General features: G+C 65.3%; 20 protein-coding genes and 1 pseudogene. 9 read left to right on the top strand and 12 right to left on the bottom strand.

All coding sequences use genetic code 11. The features are described 5' to 3' along the window. The first annotated feature begins 122 nt into the window (after nt 1–122). The 3 genes from K2Y56_RS07615 to dut all read left to right on the top strand — a co-directional run bounded on the left by K2Y56_RS07615 (nt 123) and on the right by dut (nt 3,344). Nucleotides 123–1,889, top strand: coding sequence for an ABC transporter ATP-binding protein (locus tag K2Y56_RS07615; RefSeq protein ID WP_292506662.1), 1,767 nt, complete (start codon nt 123–125; stop codon nt 1,887–1,889). Between the two features lie 67 nt (nt 1,890–1,956). Next, nucleotides 1,957–2,844 (top strand): CoA ester lyase, encoded by an 888-nt coding sequence (locus K2Y56_RS07610; RefSeq protein ID WP_292506661.1) that lies wholly within the window; start codon nt 1,957–1,959, stop codon nt 2,842–2,844. Then, the gene (dut, locus tag K2Y56_RS07605) at nt 2,841–3,344 is read left to right on the top strand and encodes a dUTP diphosphatase (protein WP_292506659.1); all 504 of its coding nucleotides are present in this window, start codon (nt 2,841–2,843) and stop codon (nt 3,342–3,344) included. The genes K2Y56_RS07610 and dut overlap by 4 nt, the downstream gene beginning before the upstream one ends. 48 nt (nt 3,345–3,392) lie before the next feature. Here the strand turns inward: dut and K2Y56_RS07600 are convergent, their stop codons facing one another. Together K2Y56_RS07600 and K2Y56_RS07595 are read right to left on the bottom strand one after the other, a co-directional pair. Then, entirely contained in the window at nt 3,393–4,409 is a 1,017-nt protein-coding gene (locus tag K2Y56_RS07600; RefSeq protein WP_292506658.1) for a KpsF/GutQ family sugar-phosphate isomerase, read from the bottom strand. 176 nt (nt 4,410–4,585) lie between these two features. Then, nucleotides 4,586–8,302 (bottom strand): PAS domain S-box protein, encoded by a 3,717-nt coding sequence (locus K2Y56_RS07595; RefSeq protein ID WP_292506656.1) that lies wholly within the window; start codon nt 8,300–8,302, stop codon nt 4,586–4,588. A gap of 292 nt (nt 8,303–8,594) precedes the next feature. Here K2Y56_RS07595 and K2Y56_RS07590 point away from each other — a divergent pair, with 292 nt between their 5' ends. Then, complete coding sequence (locus tag K2Y56_RS07590; protein ID WP_292506881.1) at nt 8,595–10,028, top strand: NAD-dependent succinate-semialdehyde dehydrogenase; 1,434 nt, start codon at nt 8,595–8,597, stop codon at nt 10,026–10,028. A 30-nt stretch (nt 10,029–10,058) separates the two neighbouring features. Here K2Y56_RS07590 and K2Y56_RS07585 read toward each other — a convergent pair whose 3' ends face one another. The 8 genes from K2Y56_RS07585 to K2Y56_RS07550 all read right to left on the bottom strand — a co-directional run bounded on the left by K2Y56_RS07585 (nt 10,059) and on the right by K2Y56_RS07550 (nt 15,913). Continuing rightward, on the bottom strand, nt 10,059–10,505 hold the full coding sequence (locus K2Y56_RS07585) for a hypothetical protein (RefSeq protein ID WP_292506654.1): 447 nt from the start codon (nt 10,503–10,505) through the stop codon (nt 10,059–10,061). Nucleotides 10,506–10,535: 30 nt separating this feature from the next. Beyond that, nucleotides 10,536–10,865, bottom strand: coding sequence for a flagellar protein FlgN (locus K2Y56_RS07580; protein ID WP_292506652.1), 330 nt, complete (start codon nt 10,863–10,865; stop codon nt 10,536–10,538). A 38-nt stretch (nt 10,866–10,903) separates the two neighbouring features. Then, nucleotides 10,904–11,410 (bottom strand): rod-binding protein, encoded by a 507-nt coding sequence (locus K2Y56_RS07575; protein WP_292506651.1) that lies wholly within the window; start codon nt 11,408–11,410, stop codon nt 10,904–10,906. An 88-nt stretch (nt 11,411–11,498) separates the two neighbouring features. Beyond that, entirely contained in the window at nt 11,499–11,900 is a 402-nt protein-coding gene (locus K2Y56_RS07570; RefSeq protein ID WP_292506649.1) for a hypothetical protein, read from the bottom strand. Between the two features lie 4 nt (nt 11,901–11,904). Continuing rightward, nucleotides 11,905–12,660 (bottom strand): flagellar biosynthesis protein FliR, encoded by a 756-nt coding sequence (gene fliR / locus K2Y56_RS07565; protein ID WP_292506648.1) that lies wholly within the window; start codon nt 12,658–12,660, stop codon nt 11,905–11,907. Beyond that, nucleotides 12,657–14,741, bottom strand: a complete 2,085-nt coding sequence (gene flhA, locus K2Y56_RS07560; RefSeq protein ID WP_292506646.1) for a flagellar biosynthesis protein FlhA — start codon at nt 14,739–14,741, stop codon at nt 12,657–12,659. Before flhA ends, fliR begins: the two co-directional genes overlap by 4 nt. Nucleotides 14,742–14,889: 148 nt before the next feature. Continuing rightward, the gene (locus K2Y56_RS07555; RefSeq protein WP_292506644.1) at nt 14,890–15,426 is read right to left on the bottom strand and encodes a CYTH domain-containing protein; all 537 of its coding nucleotides are present in this window, start codon (nt 15,424–15,426) and stop codon (nt 14,890–14,892) included. A 352-nt stretch (nt 15,427–15,778) separates the two neighbouring features. Continuing rightward, the gene (locus K2Y56_RS07550; RefSeq protein ID WP_292506642.1) at nt 15,779–15,913 is read right to left on the bottom strand and encodes a hypothetical protein; all 135 of its coding nucleotides are present in this window, start codon (nt 15,911–15,913) and stop codon (nt 15,779–15,781) included. A 354-nt stretch (nt 15,914–16,267) separates the two neighbouring features. Between K2Y56_RS07550 and K2Y56_RS07545 the strand changes: the two are divergent. The 4 genes and pseudogenes from K2Y56_RS07545 to K2Y56_RS07535 form a co-directional block, all read left to right on the top strand. Continuing rightward, nucleotides 16,268–16,519 (top strand): annotated as a pseudogene (locus tag K2Y56_RS07545) (response regulator); the annotation flags it as partial. Then, on the top strand, nt 16,516–16,797 hold the full coding sequence (locus tag K2Y56_RS26450; RefSeq protein WP_366848435.1) for a PilZ domain-containing protein: 282 nt from the start codon (nt 16,516–16,518) through the stop codon (nt 16,795–16,797). The pseudogene K2Y56_RS07545 and the gene K2Y56_RS26450, both read left to right, overlap by 4 nt. 177 nt (nt 16,798–16,974) lie before the next feature. Continuing rightward, on the top strand, nt 16,975–17,226 hold the full coding sequence (locus K2Y56_RS07540) for a hypothetical protein (protein ID WP_292506640.1): 252 nt from the start codon (nt 16,975–16,977) through the stop codon (nt 17,224–17,226). Nucleotides 17,227–17,363: 137 nt separating this feature from the next. Next, entirely contained in the window at nt 17,364–17,768 is a 405-nt protein-coding gene (locus K2Y56_RS07535) for a hypothetical protein (protein WP_292506639.1), read from the top strand. 411 nt (nt 17,769–18,179) lie between these two features. Here the strand turns inward: K2Y56_RS07535 and K2Y56_RS07530 are convergent, their stop codons facing one another. After that, the gene (locus tag K2Y56_RS07530; RefSeq protein WP_292506637.1) at nt 18,180–18,536 is read right to left on the bottom strand and encodes a hypothetical protein; all 357 of its coding nucleotides are present in this window, start codon (nt 18,534–18,536) and stop codon (nt 18,180–18,182) included. Nucleotides 18,537–18,793: 257 nt separating this feature from the next. Here K2Y56_RS07530 and K2Y56_RS07525 point away from each other — a divergent pair, with 257 nt between their 5' ends. Further along, nucleotides 18,794–19,087, top strand: coding sequence for a DUF1330 domain-containing protein (locus K2Y56_RS07525; RefSeq protein ID WP_292506636.1), 294 nt, complete (start codon nt 18,794–18,796; stop codon nt 19,085–19,087). A 27-nt stretch (nt 19,088–19,114) separates the two neighbouring features. On the opposite strand, the gene K2Y56_RS07520 is transcribed toward K2Y56_RS07525, so the two are convergent. Beyond that, nucleotides 19,115–19,291 carry a hypothetical protein gene (locus K2Y56_RS07520; RefSeq protein WP_292506634.1) on the bottom strand — a complete coding sequence of 59 codons (177 nt, stop codon included), beginning with the start codon at nt 19,289–19,291 and terminating at the stop codon, nt 19,115–19,117. Nucleotides 19,292–19,627: the final 336 nt, after the last annotated feature.

Raw genomic sequence — 19,627 nt, 5'->3', positions numbered from 1 at the left:
GGCTTGGCAGGCTACCTGTCCGGTCATCGACGCCGCGATGGACAGGCGGGTGTGCCGCCTCTATCGCCCTTGAGCCCAATGCACCGTTCGCGCCCAGCCTTCCCGCACCTAACGCCCATGCCATGCGCGCGTTGATCGACCTCGTCCGCATCTTGCGGCCGCATGAGAGGCACCGGCTCGCGCTCCTGACGGTCGGCCTTGCGCTGGCCGCCCTGTTCGAGGTGGTGGGCATCGCCTCGGTGGTGCCGTTCCTCACCCTCGTCGGCGATCCCTCGGCCGCGTCCCGCGTGCCCTATCTGGTGGCGACCCGGGAGGCGACCGGGCTGACGGAGGACCGCGCCTTCCTGATCGCCATGGGGGCGGCGGCGCTGCTGGCGATCGTGACGACGAGCCTCGTCAACGCGGGCTTGACCTTCGCGACCCTGCTCTTCACCAACCTCACCGGCTACGGCCTCGCCCGGCGCCTGCTCGCCCGCTACCTCGACCGCGAGCGCCTGTTCTTCGCGCAGGCCAACAGCGCCGAGCTCGCCAAGAACGTGCTCAGCGAGACAGACCGGCTCGTGGTCGGGGTGCTGACGCCCGCCACCGTCATCGCCTCGCGGGCCTTCTCGGCGGTCGCCGTGATCGGCTTCCTCCTCGCCTATGCGCCTCGCCTCGCCCTCATCCTCGGCGGCGGATTCGGCGGGCTCTATGTCGGGCTCTACCTTGTCATGCGCGCGCGTCTCTCCCGCCTCGGCGCCAAGGCGGTGGCCGACAACGAGCGGCGCTACCGGGTGGTGCAGGAGACCTTCGGGGCGCTCACCGAACTCAAGCTCTACGGCCGCGCCGAGACTTTCGCCGGCGGGTTCGACGTCCCGGCCCGCGCCTATGCCTGGGCGACGGCGGCAAGTCTCCTCACCGGACAATTGCCGCGCTTCGTCATGGAGGCCCTGGCCTTCGGCGGGGTCGTCGCCGTGGTGATCTTCGCGCTGTCCCAGGGGCTCGACACCGCCGGGCTACTGCCGCTGCTGGGCCTCTTCGCTTTCGCCGGCTACCGGATGCTGCCGGCCTTCCAGAACATCTTCCTGTCGCTATCGCTGCTGCGGTTCTACCTTCCGGCGGTACGGGTGGTGGTGGACGAACTCGCCGGAGAACGATCCGCGCCGCCACGGACGCGCGAAAAACTGCCCTTCGCCTCCGAGATCCGGCTCTCGGCCGTGTCATTCGATTACGAGCCGGAGCGGCCGACCCTCGCCGGCCTCGACCTGACCATCCGGGCCCATACCACGGTCGGCCTCGTCGGCCGCACCGGCTCGGGCAAGTCGACCCTCGTCGGCCTCATCCTCGGCATCCTGACGCCGAAGGCCGGTTCGATCAGGGTCGATGGCCTCCTCCTCGACGAGGCGAGCCTGCCGGCCTGGCAGAACCGCGTCGGCTACGTGCCGCAGGACGTCTTTCTGGTCGACGGGACCGTCACCGAGAACATCGCCCTCGGCATCCCGCCGGATTCCGTCGATCACGCCGCAATCCGCCGCGCAGCTTCCCTTGCGGGGCTCGACGACGTCATCGCCGGTTTGCCCCAGGGCTACGGGTCCAGCGTCGGCGAACGCGGCGTGCGTCTCAGCGGCGGCCAGCGCCAGCGCCTCGGTATCGCCCGCGCGCTCTATCACGACCCCGATGTGATCGTGTTCGACGAGGCGACGAGCGCCCTCGACGGCGAGACCGAAGCCGCCGTCATGGCAGCCCTCGATGCACTCTCTGGTCAGCGTACCCTGATCCTCATCGCCCACCGCCTTGCCAGCCTGGAGCGGGCGGATGTGGTCCATGTGCTCGACCAAGGACGCGTCGTCGCCTCAGGGCCGCTATCGGCCGTGATGCCCGCCTTGTCGCGGGTCGATCCGGCCGCTTGAAACACCTTATGCGGAGAGGTATCGCCTCGGCATCGACGCGGTGCGTAAAACTCGCGAGGTGATTCCCATGACCGAGATTCGCCCCCGTCGCAGCGTCTTCTCGATGCCAGGCTCGAATGCCCGGGCGCTGGAGAAGGCCCGCACGCTTCCCGCCGACGTCGTCATGATCGATCTCGAGGACGCGGTCACGCCCGAGGCGAAGGCGAGTGCCCGCCAGGCCGTCACGGCAGCCATCGCCAGCGGCAGCTTCGGGCGCCGCGAGGTCGTCGTGCGGATCAACTCGCCCGATACTTCGACGGGAGAGGCCGATCTCGCCGCCATCGCGCCCACCGGGCCCGACGCCGTCGTCGTGCCGAAGGTGAACGGACCCGACGTGCTCGTGAGCGTCGGCTCGCGCCTGTGGCGCCTCGGCGCGCCGGAGCGGACCAAGGTGTGGGCGATGATCGAGAGCCCGATGGCGATTCTCGAGATCGGCGCCATCGCCAGCGCCGCGCGCGATATCGACTCGCGCCTCGCCTGCCTGGTGATGGGTCCGAACGATCTGGCCAAGGGGAGCCGCGTTCGCCTCGGCGTGCCTGGTCGGCCTGCCCTCGTGCCGTGGCTGATGAGCGGCGTCGCCGCCGCGAGGGCGTACGAGATCGACATCCTCGACGGTATCTACAACGCCTTCGAGGATGCGGATGGCTTTCGTCACGAGTGCGAGCAAGGCCGCGATTGCGGCTTCGACGGCAAGATGCTGATTCATCCGAGCCAGATCGAGCCGGCCAACGCGATCTTCGGCCCGAGCGGCGAGGAGGTTGCCGAGGCCCAAGCCATCATCGCTGCCTTCGCGCAGCCGGAGAATGCCGGCAGAGGCGTCATCCCGTTCCGGGGCCGGATGGCGGAGCGGCTGCACGCGGCCGAGGCGGCTCGAACGCTCGCCATAACGGACGCCATCGCGGCGCTGACGGCGTGAGCGGTCCGCCCGCCGATCTCCGCGTCGCGATCCGGCTCCTCGACCCGCGCCTGGCCGAATGGGGATTTCCGCGATGGGGCTCTGCCTCCGCGGCGGGCCTCGACCTCCACGCCTGTCTCGATGAGCCCCTGATCCTCGCTCCGCAGGCGCCGGCAGTGCTGATCCCGACGGGGCTCTCGGTGCGGATAGGCGACCCGGCCTGGTGCGGCCTCGTCGTACCGCGCTCCGGCCTCGGCCACCGTGGCGGCCTCGTCCTCGGAAATACGATCGGCGTCATCGACGCCGATTACGAGGGGCCGCTGATGATCTCCGTATGGAACCGCAACCCGCCGCACCTCGCCGACGCCGCGGTGACGATCGCACCGGGCGATCGCATCGCTCAGTTCGTCTTCACCCGTGTGACGCGGCCGGATTTCACGATCATGGAGGGCGCGGAGGACGAGGACGAGGCGAGCGGGCGCGGCCAGGGCGGCTTCGGGTCCACCGGGCTTCGCGGATGAAAGTCACCCGGCCTGCCGAAAGGCGCGGCCGGAACGATGCACTTCCGGTCAGACGATGCCGGCGCTGAGGAGGTCGTGGATGTGGAGGATGCCGACCGGGCGGCCCTCCTCCACCACGTACATCGCCGTGATCCGGCTGCGGCTCATCAGTTCGAGGGCGGCGCTGGCAAAGCCACTCGGCGCAGTGGTGATCGGCGAGGCGGTCATCACGGCCTCCACCGGCGTCTGTAGCAGGTCGACGCCCATGTGGCGCCGCAGGTCGCCGTCCGTGACGATGCCGACGAGGCGTCCGGCCTCGTCGACGACACCGGTGCAGCCGAACCGTTTGCTCATGATGGTGAGGATGGCATCCGACATCGGGATGCCGCGATGGACCAGTGGCATTTCCTCGCCGACATGCATGAGCTGACCCACCGACTTCAGCCGCGAGGCGAGCTTGCCGCCGGGATGGAAGCGTTTGAAGTCGCTCGCCGAGAAGCCGCGCCGTTCAAGCAGCGCAACCGCAAGGGCGTCGCCGAGGGCCAATTGCATCACGCTCGACGAGGTCGGCGCGAGGTTGTGCGGGCAAGCCTCCTTCACCGAGGGCAGCGGCAACAGGATATCGGCGGCAAGGCCGAGGGTGCTGTCGGGGTTCGCCGTGAAGGCGATCAGCGTCACGGCGAAGCGCTTGCAATAACTGACGATGTCGCCGAGTTCGGTCGTCTCGCCGGACCAGGACAGGGCGATGACGCTGTCCTCTCGCGTGATCATGCCGAGGTCGCCGTGGCTCGCCTCGGTGGGGTGGATGAACGAGGCCGGCGTGCCGGTGGACGCGAGAGTCGCGGCGATCTTGCGGGCGATATGGCCGCTCTTGCCGATGCCTGCGACGAAGACCCGGCCGGTGCCCGAATGAAGCATGTCGACGGCGCGGCCGAACCCGGCCTTCATCTCGCCGTCGAGGGCGCGGGCCAGCGTCACCAGCGCCTCGGCCTCGGTGCGCACCGTCCGGATCGCCGAGAAATGCGCGGCCTCGACGACCTCGCCCGACCGACCTGCAATCCCGACGACGTCGATCGAGCCAGCCATTGTCATGCCATCCCTGCGTCCACGCTACACGGCGCGGCGGCCGAACCGCCTCGCCCACCCGTCTGATCCGCGATTTAAGGCGAGAATCGGTATGACGATGCTGTCCTGTCGCATTTTGCGGGATCGCCCATCGCCGCCGCTACGGTTTTGCAGACGCGCCAACAGGGTCGCCGCCCTCAGGCGCTTCGCTCGACGGCTCCGTCCACCCTGTGAATCACCCTATGAATCGCGGCGAACAGCTCTTCGCGCCGGAACGGCTTGCCGACATGATCGTTCATGCCGGCTGCGCGGAACTCGGCGACCTGGGCAGGCATGACGTTGGCCGTCATCGCGATGATCGGAATGGCGGCATCCGGCCGTTCCATCATCCGGATGTGCCGGGTTGCCGTGATCCCATCCATCCCCGGCATCTGAACGTCCATCAGGATCAGGTCGTAGCGCCGGGCATAGACGGCGGCGACGGCCTCGAAGCCGTTGGTCGCGATATCGACCTCATGGCCGCCGCGCTCCAGGACGGCGCGGGCGAGCTCCTGATTGATCTCCACATCCTCGACAAGAAGGATCTGGAGAGACGGCCCGGCCAGGACCTTCGGCGCAGGCGCAGGAAGTGCCTCTTCGTCGCCCTCCGGCAGGGGTACCGAGAACCAGAACGAAGACCCTTCCCCCGACACGCTGTCGACGCCGACGCGGCCGCCCATGGCCTCGACGAGGCTCTTCGAGATGGCGAGACCCAAGCCGGTTCCTCCGAACTCTCGCCGGATCGACCCGTCAACCTGGCTGAAGCGGCGAAACAGCAAGTCCTGCTGGTCTTTCGGAATTCCGATCCCCGTATCCGAGACGGCAAAACGAAAGTCGGAGGTCGCGCCGGGGCCCGCAATGCGCTCGACCGACAGGATGACGCCGCCACGGCGCGTGAATTTGACGGCGTTGTTGAGGAAGTTGAGTAGGATCTGCCGCAGCCGTCCCTCGTCCGCGACGAGGCTCGACGGCAATCCGGGCGTCATGACGACCTGGAGCGATAGACCTTTTCGCTCGGCGAGGCCGCGTACCATTGTTGCTGTGCTATCGACGAGGGCATCCAAAGCGAACGTCTTGAGGTCGAGGTCGACACGGCCCGCCTCGATCTTGGAGAAGTCCAGGATGTCGTTGACGACGGTGAGGAGCGCTGAACCCGCGAATTGAATCCGCTCGACCAGAATCCGCTGCTCGGACGCTAGTGACGTGTCGTCCAGGAGAAAGTCGGTATAGCCGATGACGCTGTTGAGCGGCGTCCGGATCTCATGGCTCATCGCGGCGAGGAAGTCGGTCTTGGCTTGGTTGGCCTGCTCGGCCTGAAGGCGGGCCGCCTCGGTGTGACGGCGCGCATCGAGGAGGGCGGCCTCGGTGGCCTTGCGGACGGTGACGTCGCGGGCGATGTCGATGATGCCCAGCGGACGGCCCGTTGCCTCGTCGAACAGGACGCTCGGATTGACCTCGAGCCAGATGTAGCGCCCGTCCTTGTGGCGCATCCGATACTCGAACTTGGCCCGCGCCCCGGGACCCGCCACGACGAGAGTCCTAAATTTCTCGAGGACGTCCTGCACGTCGTCGGAATGAATGAAGTCGGCGGCCTTTCGGCCCAGCATCTCCTCCGGCGCGTAGCCGACTACCGTGGCAACCGCAGGCGACAGGTAGTGCAGCTTCCCGTCGAGATCGAGGCGCGCGATGATGTCGCTCGTCGTTTCGGCGAGGATGCGATGCCGGACCTCGCTCTCGCGCAGGGCAATGTCGGCCGCCCGTCGCGCGCCGACGTCGCGGGCGGTGACGACCACCGCCTGATCGGGCATTCCGGCATTGGTGAGGTGGAACTCCGCCTCGACCCAGATGTAATGCCCGCCTTTATGGCGCAGGCGATGTTCCGAAGTCAGGCGCGGCTCGGCCTTCGTCAGAGAAGCGAACTCCGACGAGACGCGAGCGAAATCCTCAGGGTGGATGTAACCCTCAGGCGGAAGATGCGTCAGCTCCTCCGGCTCCCAGCCAACGACCCTTGGCGACGATGGAGACACATAGGAGCGTCGTCCCTGGAACGACGGTTTGAGGACGATGAGGTCGCTCGCGTTCTCGGCAAGCAGCCTGTACCGGTCCTCCGCGCGCTTCTGGTCGGTAATGTCCGTGAAGGTCTGGATCATGCCGCCGTCGTCGGTCGGGATTGTCCGGACCTCGAGGACCTGACCGTCCTCGTTCCGGCGCTCGCTCCGGCTGTCGCCACGCGCCTCGCCATCGAATGGCCATTGCACAGGCCCGTCCGAGACGAGACGTCCCCACCGTTTCGCGCGCCTGACATGGTTCCGGAACTCGCGGTAGCTCGGACGTGCGGCGAGCACCGCCTCGGGAAGGTCGAGGAGCTCCATCGCGCGTCTGTTGGCGACCTCGACGGTACCGTCGCCGCCGACGAGGATCAGCCCCTGATCCATGCAATCGAGAGTTCGCGAGAGCAGCGCCGAGGTTCGGACTACGTCGGCCTGAGCTTGCCGGTGCTCGGTGACGTCGAGGACGGCGCCTACCATCGCTAACACGCGGCCGCCGGCATCCCGCTGGATGAGGCTGCGAACGAGGATGACCTTCGTCTCCCCCTTTGGGGTCACGATTCGATGCTCGCAGGGCGTTCCGTCGCCCGCCGCGAGCTCGCCCCGCCACCAGGCGTCGATCCGCTCCACGTCCTCGGGGTGGAGCATCGCCCCGAATGTCGCGTGCGAGGGGACGAAGGTCCCGGGGGCGATCTCGAAGATCCGGTAGAGCTCGTCGGACCAGCGCATCGTCGGATTGCCGGGCTCGAAGTGCCAGTGGCCGACTTTTGCGAGGCGCTCGGCGGCCGCGTGGAACTGGTTCGCCTGACGGAGAAGGGCTTCTTTCGAGGCCAGAGCCTCGTGTGCCTCGACCAGCATGATCCTGCGGTGGCGCCGGCCCTCGAGCTCCAACACGAGAAGCGCCAGGGCCGCCATCAGGAGCAAGGTCGTAACGGCTCCGACCGCGATGACGCGATGACGCTCGGTGTGGAAGGGCATCATCACCTCGTCGAGGGACTTGCCGACGACGATGACGAGCGGGTGATCGCTGAACGCCCGATAACCGACGATGCGGGCGATGCCGCCATCGGCGCTCATCGCCTCGTAGCTGCCGACAGGGCCTCGCTCGATGCTGGCGAATAGGTCACTGCCATTGGGGCCAAGATGCGCATCCCGGTCGTACATCCCATCCACCACAGGATGCCTGGCGCGGATGTATCCGTCGCGCCCGAACAGCGCGACATCGCCGAGGGCGCCGACATCCACGCCGCTGAATTGCTGGGCCAGGTAGTCGGGATCGACAGAGACGACCAGAACGCCCGCGAAGCTCCCGTCGGCGAGGTCGAGTCGGCGGACCATCTGCAGAACCCGACGTCCGGTAATTCGCCCCGCGAGGGTCCTGTCGATGTAGAGGCCTGCTCCCGGCTGGCCGGCGAGGGCTTGGAAATATGCGCGGTCGCGGACGTGGAAGCGCGGCATTGCGGGAGGGAGCGGTGTCTTCGAGGCGAGGAACTCGCCCCTCGCATCGTACATCGAGATCTGATGAACGACCGATTGCAGAGACGTCGCCCGGCGTACCCAAACGTCGAAGACGAACGATTCGGGGCCGCTCGTCGCGAAGTCGTCCTGGATGAAGCGCATCACCTGGTCGACGTTAGCAATGAGGCGCTCGACCTGTTGCTCCAGCCCCCGCGACAGGTTCAGCACGTCGCGGTGGGCCTGTTGACGGATCGTCTCCTGACGCAGCGCCAAGTGATAGGCGATGCCGGCCCAGATCAGGCAAAGGGCGGCCACGCCGCCAATGAGGATGGCCAACTGGAGGCGCCGGGTCGGGCGATGATCGGGCATTCGCTGAACGCGCATCCGATCCAGGCCCGCGATCCCGCCCTGAAACATGTGAGGACACCCATCACCCGGCATCTCGCATGCCGACGACACCGCAGAACCCGTTGGACGACACGTATACAAGAAACGCAAACGTTGCGTTCACGCGGCGGACTTCCCGGGAGCGACGACCTGCGATGGTAATCGATGCTCTGAGATCATGGCAGAATCCGCCGAGCGGGTTGCCGTTGCAAGGGCGGCGACCGACATGGGGATCGCCGGCGCGTCCTGCCGGTCGAGCGAGGTTTCGCCGCCGATGTACCCCGATACCGATCTGCATATCGCTGGCGCATGGACCAAGGGGTCTGGGTCCGAGACCATGCCAGTCCTCAACCCGGCGAACGGCGAAACTCTGGGGCGGCTCGCGGTGGCGACGAGGGACGACCTCGACCGCGCCCTCGACGCGGCGCGACAGGGGTTCTCGGAATGGCGCACGGTCTCGGCCTTCGCCCGCGGCAAGGTCATGCGCAAGGCGGCCGAGCTGCTGCGCGAGCGCGTGGACGACATCGCCCGGATCATGACCCTCGAACAGGGCAAGCCGCTCGCCGAGTCGCGGATCGAGACCCTGGCGGCGGCCGACGTGATCGACTGGTTCGCGGAAGAGGGTCGGCGCGCCTACGGCCGCGTCATCCCGGCCCGCGCCGAGGGCGTCATGCAGATGGTCCTGCGCGAGCCGATCGGGCCGGTCGCGGCGTTCACGCCGTGGAACTTCCCGATCAACCAGGCGGTCCGCAAGATCTCGGCGGCGCTCTGCACCGGCTGCTCGGTCATCCTCAAGGGCCCCGAGGATACTCCGGCGAGCTGCGCCGCCCTGATAAAAGCCTTCCTCGACGCGGGTGTGCCAGGTGATGTCCTGTCTCTGGTCTTCGGCGATCCCGCGGCGATCTCGTCCTACCTCATCCCGCACCCCGTCATCGCCAAGATCTCCTTCACCGGCTCGACGGCGGTAGGCAAGGAACTCGCGGCGCTTGCCGGTCGGCATATGAAGCGCGTGACGATGGAGCTCGGCGGTCACGCCCCGGCGCTCGTCTTCGACGACGCCGATGTCGGCGAGGCGGTGAAGGTGCTCGGCGCCAACAAGTTCCGCAATGCCGGCCAGGTCTGTGTCGCCCCGACCCGATTCCTGGTGCAGGATTCCGTGTTCGATGAGTTTCGCGACCGCTTCGTCGCCCACGCAGAGGGCATCGCCGTCGGCGATGGCATGGTGGACGGCACCGGCATGGGACCGCTTATCCATGGGCGACGCCTCGAAGCGATGGAGTCGCTCTGCGCCGACGCGATCGGCCGCGGCGCCAAGCTCGAGACCGGAGGCTCCCGCATCGGCAACCGTGGTAATTTCTTCGCCCCGACGGTGCTCACCGACGTGCCCCTGGATGCCCGCATCATGAACGAGGAGCCGTTCGGGCCGGTGGCGCTGATACAGCGCTTCTCCGAGGACGAGGCCGCCCTCGAGGAGGCCAACCGCCTTCCCTATGGTCTCGCCGCCTATGCCTGGACCCGTTCTGCGGCGCGGGCGACGAAGGTAGCAGCCCGGGTCCAAAGCGGGATGCTCGGCATCAACCATCACGGTCTTGCCCTCCCCGAGACCCCATTCGGTGGCGTCAAGGATTCGGGTTACGGCAGCGAGGGCGGTTCGGAGGCGATCGAGGGCTACCTGACGACGAAATTCGTCAGTCAGGCGGGTCTCTGAGCCAGGCGTCCGAAGCGGGCTTGCCCGGCTTCAAGAGCGGACTTCGCGCTTGGCGACGAAGTTGAACTCCTCGACCAATACATCCTTTACGACCTCCGAGCCGAGGCGTTCGTTGACCTTTGCGCGGACCTCCGCAAGGCGCTTCGTGACGTTGTAACGTGTGAGGCGGCGAAAATCGATTTCGGGGTCGCTGTAGATCTGCCGGAAGGCTTCATCGACGACGAACGAATTCGGCGGCACTGAGAGCGTATGCATCAGTCGGGCGTCAGCGGTGAAGACCAGGATCGCCACGATGTACCCGGTGACCTTGCCCTCGGAAAGGATCGGAATGTTGATGGGCGGCAGCTTCTGGTACTGCAGACCTTCGAGATAAGGTTCGGTCTTCTTGCCGATCAGACCGCCGCCCCATGTCACCGCGCCGTAGCACGACGCGATGGTGAGCGCGCAGATCCAGAGGCCGGTGACGAGGATGCGCATGGCGTGGCGGGGGCTCGCGGTCGTGGGATGTCAGCGGCGCCGCCGGGCCGAATAGGTCCCGTCGGATTCGGCGTACTGGATCGCGTCGTTGATGAGGCCGGAGATCTCTTCGACGGCGCGCAGGTGGAGGCCGACGACCTCCTGGTTGCGCTGAAGCGTAAGGCGAAGGCGGGCAAGCTGATCCGCGACCTCTGGCTCTACGTCGTCGGGATCGAGGCCGCGGGTGAGGCGGGTCAGTTCGAGGAGGCTCTGGCTTTTCCGCCGGTTGACCGCGTCCTGGTCGATGATGCGGTGGGCGATGAGCGCCTCGGTCTCGGCCGCGACGGTGGCTTCGAGGCGCTTGAGGGATGCGATCAGCATGGTGGGCCCTTGGTCGAGCGTTGCGAGATGGGCGCGGATCAGGATTCGACGGAGCGCTTGCTCTGCAGGAGCGCCGCTGCGGCTGCCGCCGCCTGCTTGTCCGCTGCAGCCTTTTCGGCGGCCTGAGGCCCCGCAAGGATGCGGGCTATACCGAGGCCGCCGGCCTTGGTGACCTCCGATCCGATCTGCTCTGCGAGCATCGATTTCCAGAAACCGCCGGCATTGCCCTTGCCGAACACCGACTTGGCGTTGTCGGGCATCATCTTCTCGACGAACTGGCGCAGGACGAAGGCCTCGAACTGCTGGTAGGGGCCGCTCTTGCCGACGCTTCCGGTCATCGCGGAATCGCTCTGGAGCATCGTCAGCGTCGCCCTCGGGTCGAGGGGCATGTGGATCGATGCGCCCGCGACCCGGACCGCTTCGGCGAAAGCGGCAGGATCGGCCCCGCCAGGCGCCGAGAGCTTGGAGGAGGCTTCCTGGTAGCGCGCCGGGTCTGCGGCTCTGGCGACGTCGAGGACGATGTCGGAGGGTGGTTTGATGCTCATCGGCGATCGCGGGGTTCTGAAAGGCTGCCGGTGAGGATCGCGCTGCCCCGGCGAAAGACCCTCTGACGATCGGAATAATCTCCGTGGCTTACGGGAGGCTTGCGTCGCCACGAGCAACGAGAAGGTCGAGCTGCTCCTGTACGTCCCGGCGGCCCTCTTCCTCGTGAAGCTCCTTGGCGAGGCCTTTCGCCCAGCGCTCTGTACGCTTCTCCGCCAGCCCGCAGGCGAGGACGTTCGCCTCCTGGCTCGAGGCGGTGGCCTTCAGTTCGGCCGCCCTCCCGGCGATTCGCCGGAGGTGACTCGATGCGGCATCAAGGAAGAGACCCTGCATCCGCTCTTCAGAGAGGACTCGCAGCAATCCGGCTCGCTCGACCTCGGTTCCGGCAATGTCGCGGCGAGTCGCGGCGAGGTCGCGCTCGGCGAGACGCCGCATCTGCTCCTGGACCGCGACCAGGCGCTTGGCGCGAGCGAGGCGCAGGCTCGGCGTCATCGGCTCAGCCCCTCCTCAAGTATTCGACATAGCCGGCGAGGAACTGCGTCATAAATTCATTCGACATGTAGTAGAGCATCATCAAGCCGCCGAACATGATGAACGGCGTGGCGATGAAGTAGACCGGGATCTGCGGCGTGAGTTTATTGGCAAAGCCCGCCGCGAGGTTCACCGCCACGGCGTAGACGATGAAGGGAGAGGTGATCCGGAGGCCGAGGATGAAGGATGTCGTCACCTGATCGACGATGCGCACCAGCGCGGTCTGCGAGCCGATGCCCTGGCCCGGCGGGATGCGGGCGTAGGAATCGACGATGCCGCGAAACAGCTCCCAATGCATGTCGGCGGCGAAGATGAGGGCGGCGGCCGACATCATGATCAGCGCCTCCACGGCGGGAACCGGGTCGACGCCCTCCGCCACGGCGCCCGGCATGCCGCCGAAGCCGACCATGGTCGAGGCGGCGTTCATGACTGTCTCCAGGACGAAGAAGAAGATCCGGCCTAGAAAGCCGATGACGAGGCCGGTGAGGCTTTCGCCGACGATCCAGTACAGCGTCGTGCCGGGGCTCTGGTTATCGATCTTGCCCTGGAACAGCGGAAGCAGGAGTGGACTCAAGGCCAACGAGACCGACAGGGCGATGAGGAGGCGGACCTGGGCCGGCACGCGCGGGCTCGAGAAACCCGGCACCATCAGCAGGCAACCGCCGACCCGGCAAAAGATCATGAACACCCCGAGGAAGCTTTCCGGGGCGAGGGCGATCACGAGATGGTGCCCAGCGACTTGATCTCGACGCCGCGCGCGATCTCGAGATGGGAGAGCACGGCGAGCGTCGGATAGAGCCGCTCGATGATCATGCGGACGTAGGGGCGTGCGTCGGGTGCGGTGACGAGGGCGAAGTTGTGGGTCTCGCGCATCCGGGTGCGGATCGCCTCGGATGCCTCGGTGCCGAACTGCTCGACGAGGCGCGGGTCGATGTCGAACTCGATGACCTCGCCCTTGGCGTCGCGCTTGAGGCTCTGGTGGAAGGAGAGATCCCAGGCGCCGCCGAGGCGAAGCACGTTGAGGACGCCGTTTTCCGCCAGGTCTCCGCAGATCTGCTGGGCGATGCGCATGCGGACATGCTCGACGATCTGCTCGGCGCGGCGCACATGCGGCGTGATCTCGGCGATGGCCTCCAGGATGAGGTGGAGGTTGCGGATCGAGACCCGCTCGGCGAGCAGGAGCTTCAGCACCGCCTGCAGGCCCGAATAGGAGATCTGCGACGGGCAGATCTCGTCGAGCAGGCGCTTGTACTCGGGGTCGAGACGGTCGAGGAGGCCGCGCATGTCCTTGTAGGACAGGAGCTGGGGCAGGTTGTTGCGGATCACCTCGGAGAGGTGCGTCAGCAGCACCGAGGCGCCGTCGATCGGCTCGAAGCCGCCGCGGCGGACCTCGGCGCCGTAGGAATCGAGCACCCAATGTGCCTTCATGCCGAAGGCGGGCTCGCGCACGGGATCGCTCGGCACGTCGGGCGAGGGCCCCTCCCCGACGACGACGAGGAGTTCGCCCGGCCGGATCTCCTGGGTCGCCGCCACGGTGCCGTGAATGAGGATCTGATAGCTTTTCGGCGCAAGCGCGAGGCTGTCGGTGAGCTTGATCTCGGGGACGACGAATCCGTACTGGCGCGCGAACTTGCGCCGCATCTTGGCGACGCGATGTGGCAGCTCGGAGGTCGCGGTCTGCATCTGGGCGGAGACCTGGCGGCCGAGGCAGACCTCGATCTCGGGGGTCTTGAGCGATTCCTTGACCGATTCGCGCGCCGCGACCTCCTTCTTCATCTCCTCCGCCGCAGCCTTGGCGGCGACCACCGCCTTCGCCTCGGCGAGCTTCTTCGGGATCGCATAGGCGACGAAGGCCATCAGGCCGGACAGCACCATGAAAGGCACGAAGGGCAGGCCCGGCATCAGGGCGAACAGGAGCATCAGGAACGACGACACCCAGAGGGCGCGCGGATAGGCGCCGAGCTGACCGATCACCGCCTGTTCGGCGGTACCCTTCGTGCCTCCTTTCGAAACGAGGAGGCCGGCGGCCAGCGAGACGATGAGCGCCGGAATCTGCGAGACGAGGCCGTCGCCGACCGAGAGCTTGGTAAAGACGTCGGCCGCGTGGCCGAGCGGCATACCGTGGCGCGTCGTGCCGATGATGATGCCGCCGAAGACGTTGACAGCGATGGTGATGAGCGAAGCGATCGCCTCGCCGCGCACGAATTTTGAGGCGCCGTCCATCGAGCCGAAGAAGGCGCTCTCCTCCTCGAGCTCACGGCGGCGGCGCTGGGCCTCCTTGTCGTCGATGAGTCCGGCATTGAGATCGGCGTCGATCGCCATCTGCTTGCCCGGGATGGCATCGAGGGTGAAGCGGGCGCCGACCTCGGCGATACGGGTCGCGCCTTTGGTGATGACGAGGAAGTTCACCGTGATCAGGATCAGGAAGACCACGATGCCGATCACGAAGTCGCCGCTCATGACGAACTGCGAGAAGCCCTGGATGACGTGACCGGCGGCGCCGACGCCGTTCTGGCCGTTTGCCAGGATGAGGCGTGTCGTGGCTATACCGAGCGCGAGGCGCAGCAGGGTCGCGATCAGGAGCACGGTGGGGAAGGCGGAGAATTCGAGGGGCTTCTGGATCCAGAGGGCCACCATCAGGATCAGCACCGAGAGGGCGATCGAGAAGGCGAGGCCGATGTCGAGGAGGATCGCCGGGACCGGCAGGAACAGGATCGCCAGGATCGCGATAATGCCGAGGGCGAACCCGATATCCCGTTGCGTCCTGCGTTCCAGGACGATCGCCTCGCTCGCCACCGCCATCTCGCGCGCCGCTCCACCGCGTCAGGCGACGTAGGTCCCCTGCATCTCATCAGCGGGGTTCTGACTGTCGAAGCTTGCGCGAGGATGGGGAGGCCGGCCGCCGCGGATGAGCCAGATGCACAGATAGTCGCCTGAGTCTGGAATGCGCCTAGCGCAGCAAAGCCGGCGGGTCGCCGACGACCGAGACGGCCAAGACATCCTCGATGGTGATCGGCTGCGTCGCCTTGCTGCACAGGTGCAGAAGGGTGGATTGCCGGAAGCGCAGATCGGCCGTCACCTCTTCGCCGACCCAATCCGGTTTGTCGAAGGCTTGGTCCTCCTGCTCGAGCTCGACCTCGGCCAGCACGATCCCGTCGAGCGAGCCGCGGAACACGTCGACCTCCCAGACGAGACCGGCATGGGGCACGCAGAACCGGTCCTTCTCGATGAGGCAGCCGGTGCAGACGGTTCGCAACATGGCTTCCGCATCGTCTCGGGGGATCTCGTACTCGAATTCGGGCCGCGCGATGCTCTCGGCCCGCGCCCCCTTCACGGTGAGCCAGGCTCCGTCATCGTCGAGGCGCACGCGGACCTTGCCGCGTCCGAACTGACCGATCAGACCGTCCTTGAGATACCGGACCCGTGTCGCGGCCTTGCGCCAGCCATCGTGGGCGACGAGAAATTTCCGTTCGATCTCAAAGCGCATGCAACACGTTGGTCATCTAAGCGATCAGTGGATCTAACGTTTCATGGTCCATGCGCAATCTTCGCGGTGCGACAGAACGGCGGGATCGTAGCAGGTGCGCTCTGATGGGTCACTCAATCGGCCGATCCGCATCGTCGCGTCCGTAGGGTTGAGCGATGCGATGAGCGGACGTGCCTGTTCGAAGCGTCGGTTGTTCGGCTGCCAAGGCGCATGGGTCATGCTGTACCGCAGCGCATCGGTACCGCAGCGCATCGGTACCGAAGCCAGTCGATCGAGTGAACCGACGGATCCGAGGAGGCCCGTTGTCAGCCCGAAAGCGCCCATGATGCGCGGCTGAGAGTGATTTTTCCCATCATAAGGCAATGTCCATGAAGTCTTCGATCCTGCCGTTGCGCCGGCTGGATTTGTCGAGACCGTAATCGCGGGAACCGATCAGAAGGCTGAGGAGAGTTAATTTATCTGCCGGGCTGCCATCGAGTTCCGACAACTCAAAAAACCACCTTAACCAAACAACGCGTCAGTTAAGAAATGTAATGATAAAGTTTGCAAATCTGGACGCGACGCCGGTTGACCGATCCGTTTGCACCGCCGGCAAGATCACAGTGCATCGCGATACTAATCATTGCGACAAGCGAAAATTAGCATCTGAGCAGATAACGTCCTCCGCCATAATGGTACAAGACAATGACTGATGAGCACTCGGCGGATGCCGATCTTATTGGTGGTCGACTGTCAGTCTGTGCTTGGCGCCGTAAGAGCCATCCTCGAACCTATTGGTGTCAGCCAGATCGACGAGGCTGATGATGGCTTGACCGTGCTTTAGCGCTTCAAGGGTCGAGAATACGGTCTCGTGATCTCCGATTGGACCATGCGGCCAATCGACGGCTACGAATTGCTGAAGCATGTTCGGGCTAACGAGATCCTATGCACCACTCCCTTCTTCATGATGACGACGGAGCGCCAGGCCTCCTTCCTCGTTAAGGCGAAGCAAGCCAGCCTCAATCACCTGATCATCAAGCCGTTCACTCCAGCAGCCCTTCGCGAACTTATCGAGTCCATTTGCGGAGAGCTTCAGCTGCAGGACATCGTATGACTGCAGTCGCCTCGTTTCGTCTCGCCGATATCCCATCGAACAGGAGAAATTTCGACCGTACGCGGATGAACCGTCCAGTCGTGATTTTCTGCGAAGCCGGAATACGATCGGGAGACTATACCATGAAGGACATGTCTGCTCGCGGCGTACGTATTGTCGACTGCCCTGATCTAGTGATCGCGGGGGTGGTCATTCTACGAATGCCCGAAGAGGGTGTTCGGTGGCGTTGTGAGGTGGTACGCAAGAGTAATCGGGAGATCGGTGTCGAATTTATCTGATCTCAGTCTGTCCCAATGGATTTTGCCAATGGCAGACGAGGCGAGGAATCGGCATCGTTGATCCGGCGAGCTGGGAAGGTTCGGAAGCAAGCGAACGTTCCGGTCGGCTGACCGAACCGTTTCGGCGATCGAGCGTTGCCTCCTCTCATCTGCAGTCCAGTGAATGTGGAGCCTCACATGCGTAAGATCCTGATCGTGACTGCAGCGTTGGGCATGCTGATCATCCAAGATGCGCCGAGCTTTGCTCAGGGCTTTCGCGTCGGACCTGGAGGCGTTGAGATCGACGACGGCCGTGGCTATCGAGAAGAGCGCGAGGAGCGCCGCTATCGACGGATGTGCCGCGAATTGCGCGATGCCTGCGAGAACAGGGACATCTACGGGGAGCAGGGCCAAGGTAACTGCCGGCGCTATCGCCGCACCTGCGGCTGATCATGGCGGGCCTGGAGGCGAGAATTCCAGCCCGATGCGATCTCCAGCAGGCCTATCAAAGATGGAAGTGACGGTTCGGTCGGCAGAGCCGGTGGTTGATCGCGCCGTTGCGCGCTGGCGCTAGGAGAACGCCGAGGATGAAGACGCTTAGGCTCGCGGTACTGGTGGGCGTGAGTCTCACCGGCATGATGGACGTTGCGACCGCCCAGCGTGGCGGTCAGGATTACGGCTACGAAGATGACCATTTTCAAGGTCGCGATGACAGCGACGATGATGATGATCAATCCGTCGAGCGCAGGCGAGGTGACGATGGCGGCCGAAACGATCGGCGCTGGCGCGACGATGACGCCGACCCGGGACGGAAGCGCGATCGGCGCTACCGCGAAGAGCCCCATGCGGATTTTGATGAGGACGAGTACTTGCGCTGCCACCCCGATGTTCGTCGGGCGGTCGAACGTGGAGAAATGAAGTCCGGGAAGTTCCATTACAGACAGTTCGGGCGCCGCGAGGGGCGGCGCCTCACCTGCGTGATGAAAATCTAGCCCTTCGGATGAACGTAGATGGGGAGCGTCTCTGCGCAAGAGCGGCTGTCGCCAGTTCAACGGCAATCATAAGCCCCGCATCTGACCTCGGCCTCTCGCTCTTTCCAAGGCCATCGCTATGGTCGCCATCGCGATAATCGGAAGGTCCTTCGTGCCGGCGTTTCGGTGCTCGTACGAAAGATTGCTAGGCGTGACACGCCCCTGATCCGCCGGCGCGTTCTTGGCGAGACGCAATGTGATTTCGGTAAGGCCTCACGCTTCCAAGCCTCGTTGTCATCTATCGAGGAGGCGTCGCGATGCTTGATTGCCCCCTATTGGACGCCTATCGCTCAGCCTGCGTCAAGCGCAAGTCGCTTTTCGCGGAAAACCCATCCGGCAATGGCTTAGCAGTCAGCTTCGGCCTTCGGAGGTTCATCGACGGTTCCCATCCTGAGTCGCACCGGTCCGCGGCGCAGCTGCGGCGTCTTGCTCGCCCATCTCCGTCAGTCTTCCGATCGTCAGTTCGTCGACGCGAAGCCGTCCGATATGCGCCTCGCGAATCGACACCCGCCTGACCGACAGGCGGCCGATGGAGAAGGCGCTGATGGCGACAGCTCCGAAGGCTAAGGCACCGATGGCGAGGGCTCCGACGGCGAACCCGCCGATCGCCTTCGCGCCAGTGGCAGCCGCTCCGGTAGCTTCAGCACCGAGCGCTTGCGATCGTATGCTTCGCTGACGTGTCGATGGCGAACCTTGGGCGTGCGCAGTCTCGGTAGCATGGTCGGGCATCGCAATGATCCTTCGGGCAAATCGTTAGCGGGACGGCAGCGGTCTTCGCCAGCTGGTCACTCGGCCGCCCATATGGCCTTTCGCCGTTCCACTCTTCGAACTTGGGGCCGAACGGTTTCGAATGTGACCCCCGCCTTCTAACCCTCGACCCTCACGTTCCGGGCCGAAGTGACTACCCTTGGAGCTCGACGGTCAGGAAATGGGCTGGCAGATTCCCGCCGAACGCTGATCTTTGAACGCGGGATTGGAGAACGCTGATGCCCAACGGGTACTGGATCGCCCGTATCACCGTGACGGACCCTGAACGCTACGGCGCTTACGCCGAGGCACTTCCGGCTTTCGTGGAGCGCTTCGGCGGACGATTTCTGGTCGTCGGCGGGCGGTACGATGCCGTTGAGGGCGAGGGGAGGCCTCGCAACGTCGTGATCGTCTTCGACGACTACGAAATGGCCCGCGCCTGCTGGCATTCGCCGGATTACGCCGAGGTCGCGCGACTGAGGCAAGGTTCGGCGTCGGTCGATGTCGTAATCGTCGAAGGTGTCGGCCCGTAGCGTGGCTCTATGGCCCGACAGGCAGCGTCATCCTTCATCGCCTTCAGGATGATCGACATTCATCTCGGCCTCGTCATAGGTGTAACCTTCAAGCCAGTCCGCGCTCTGCTGCGAGCCGGAAGGATAGGGGTTCGCGAGGTGAGGCGCCCCGGCAACCTTGGCCGCCTTCCCCTCTGTCATAGCGGGCGTATCCGTGACTGCCATGTTATCGCTCCTCGTGAAGAAGCCCTGAACATAGGCCAGCCGGAGGATCGGGCGAGCCGTTCCTGCGATCACGAACGCAGCAGTTATGGATCGCGCGCTAGCGCGGTCCTAAAGGCGAGTTTGCTCCGCCATCACCCGTCTGCTGCCGGGCACGAACGTCACCGTCGTTCCAAAGCGGCTTTCGACACGACGTTGAAGCTCAGATCTCCTTGATCGGGGCTGGGGAGCATGGCGCTGATTTGTCTCGGGGACATCCTGAGGTAGCGTCCGCGGACGAGGTGTAAATTCGAGGACCGCTTTGGCGGGGATTGGGGTGGCCATCGGGCCATGCGGCTA

Origin of the sequence: Methylobacterium sp. (assembly GCF_019745455.1) — a bacterium.
Lineage (GTDB): Bacteria > Pseudomonadota > Alphaproteobacteria > Rhizobiales > Beijerinckiaceae > Methylobacterium.
Note: the sequence above shows the minus strand (reverse complement) of the source record. Positions and strands in the feature narration are given on the sequence as shown.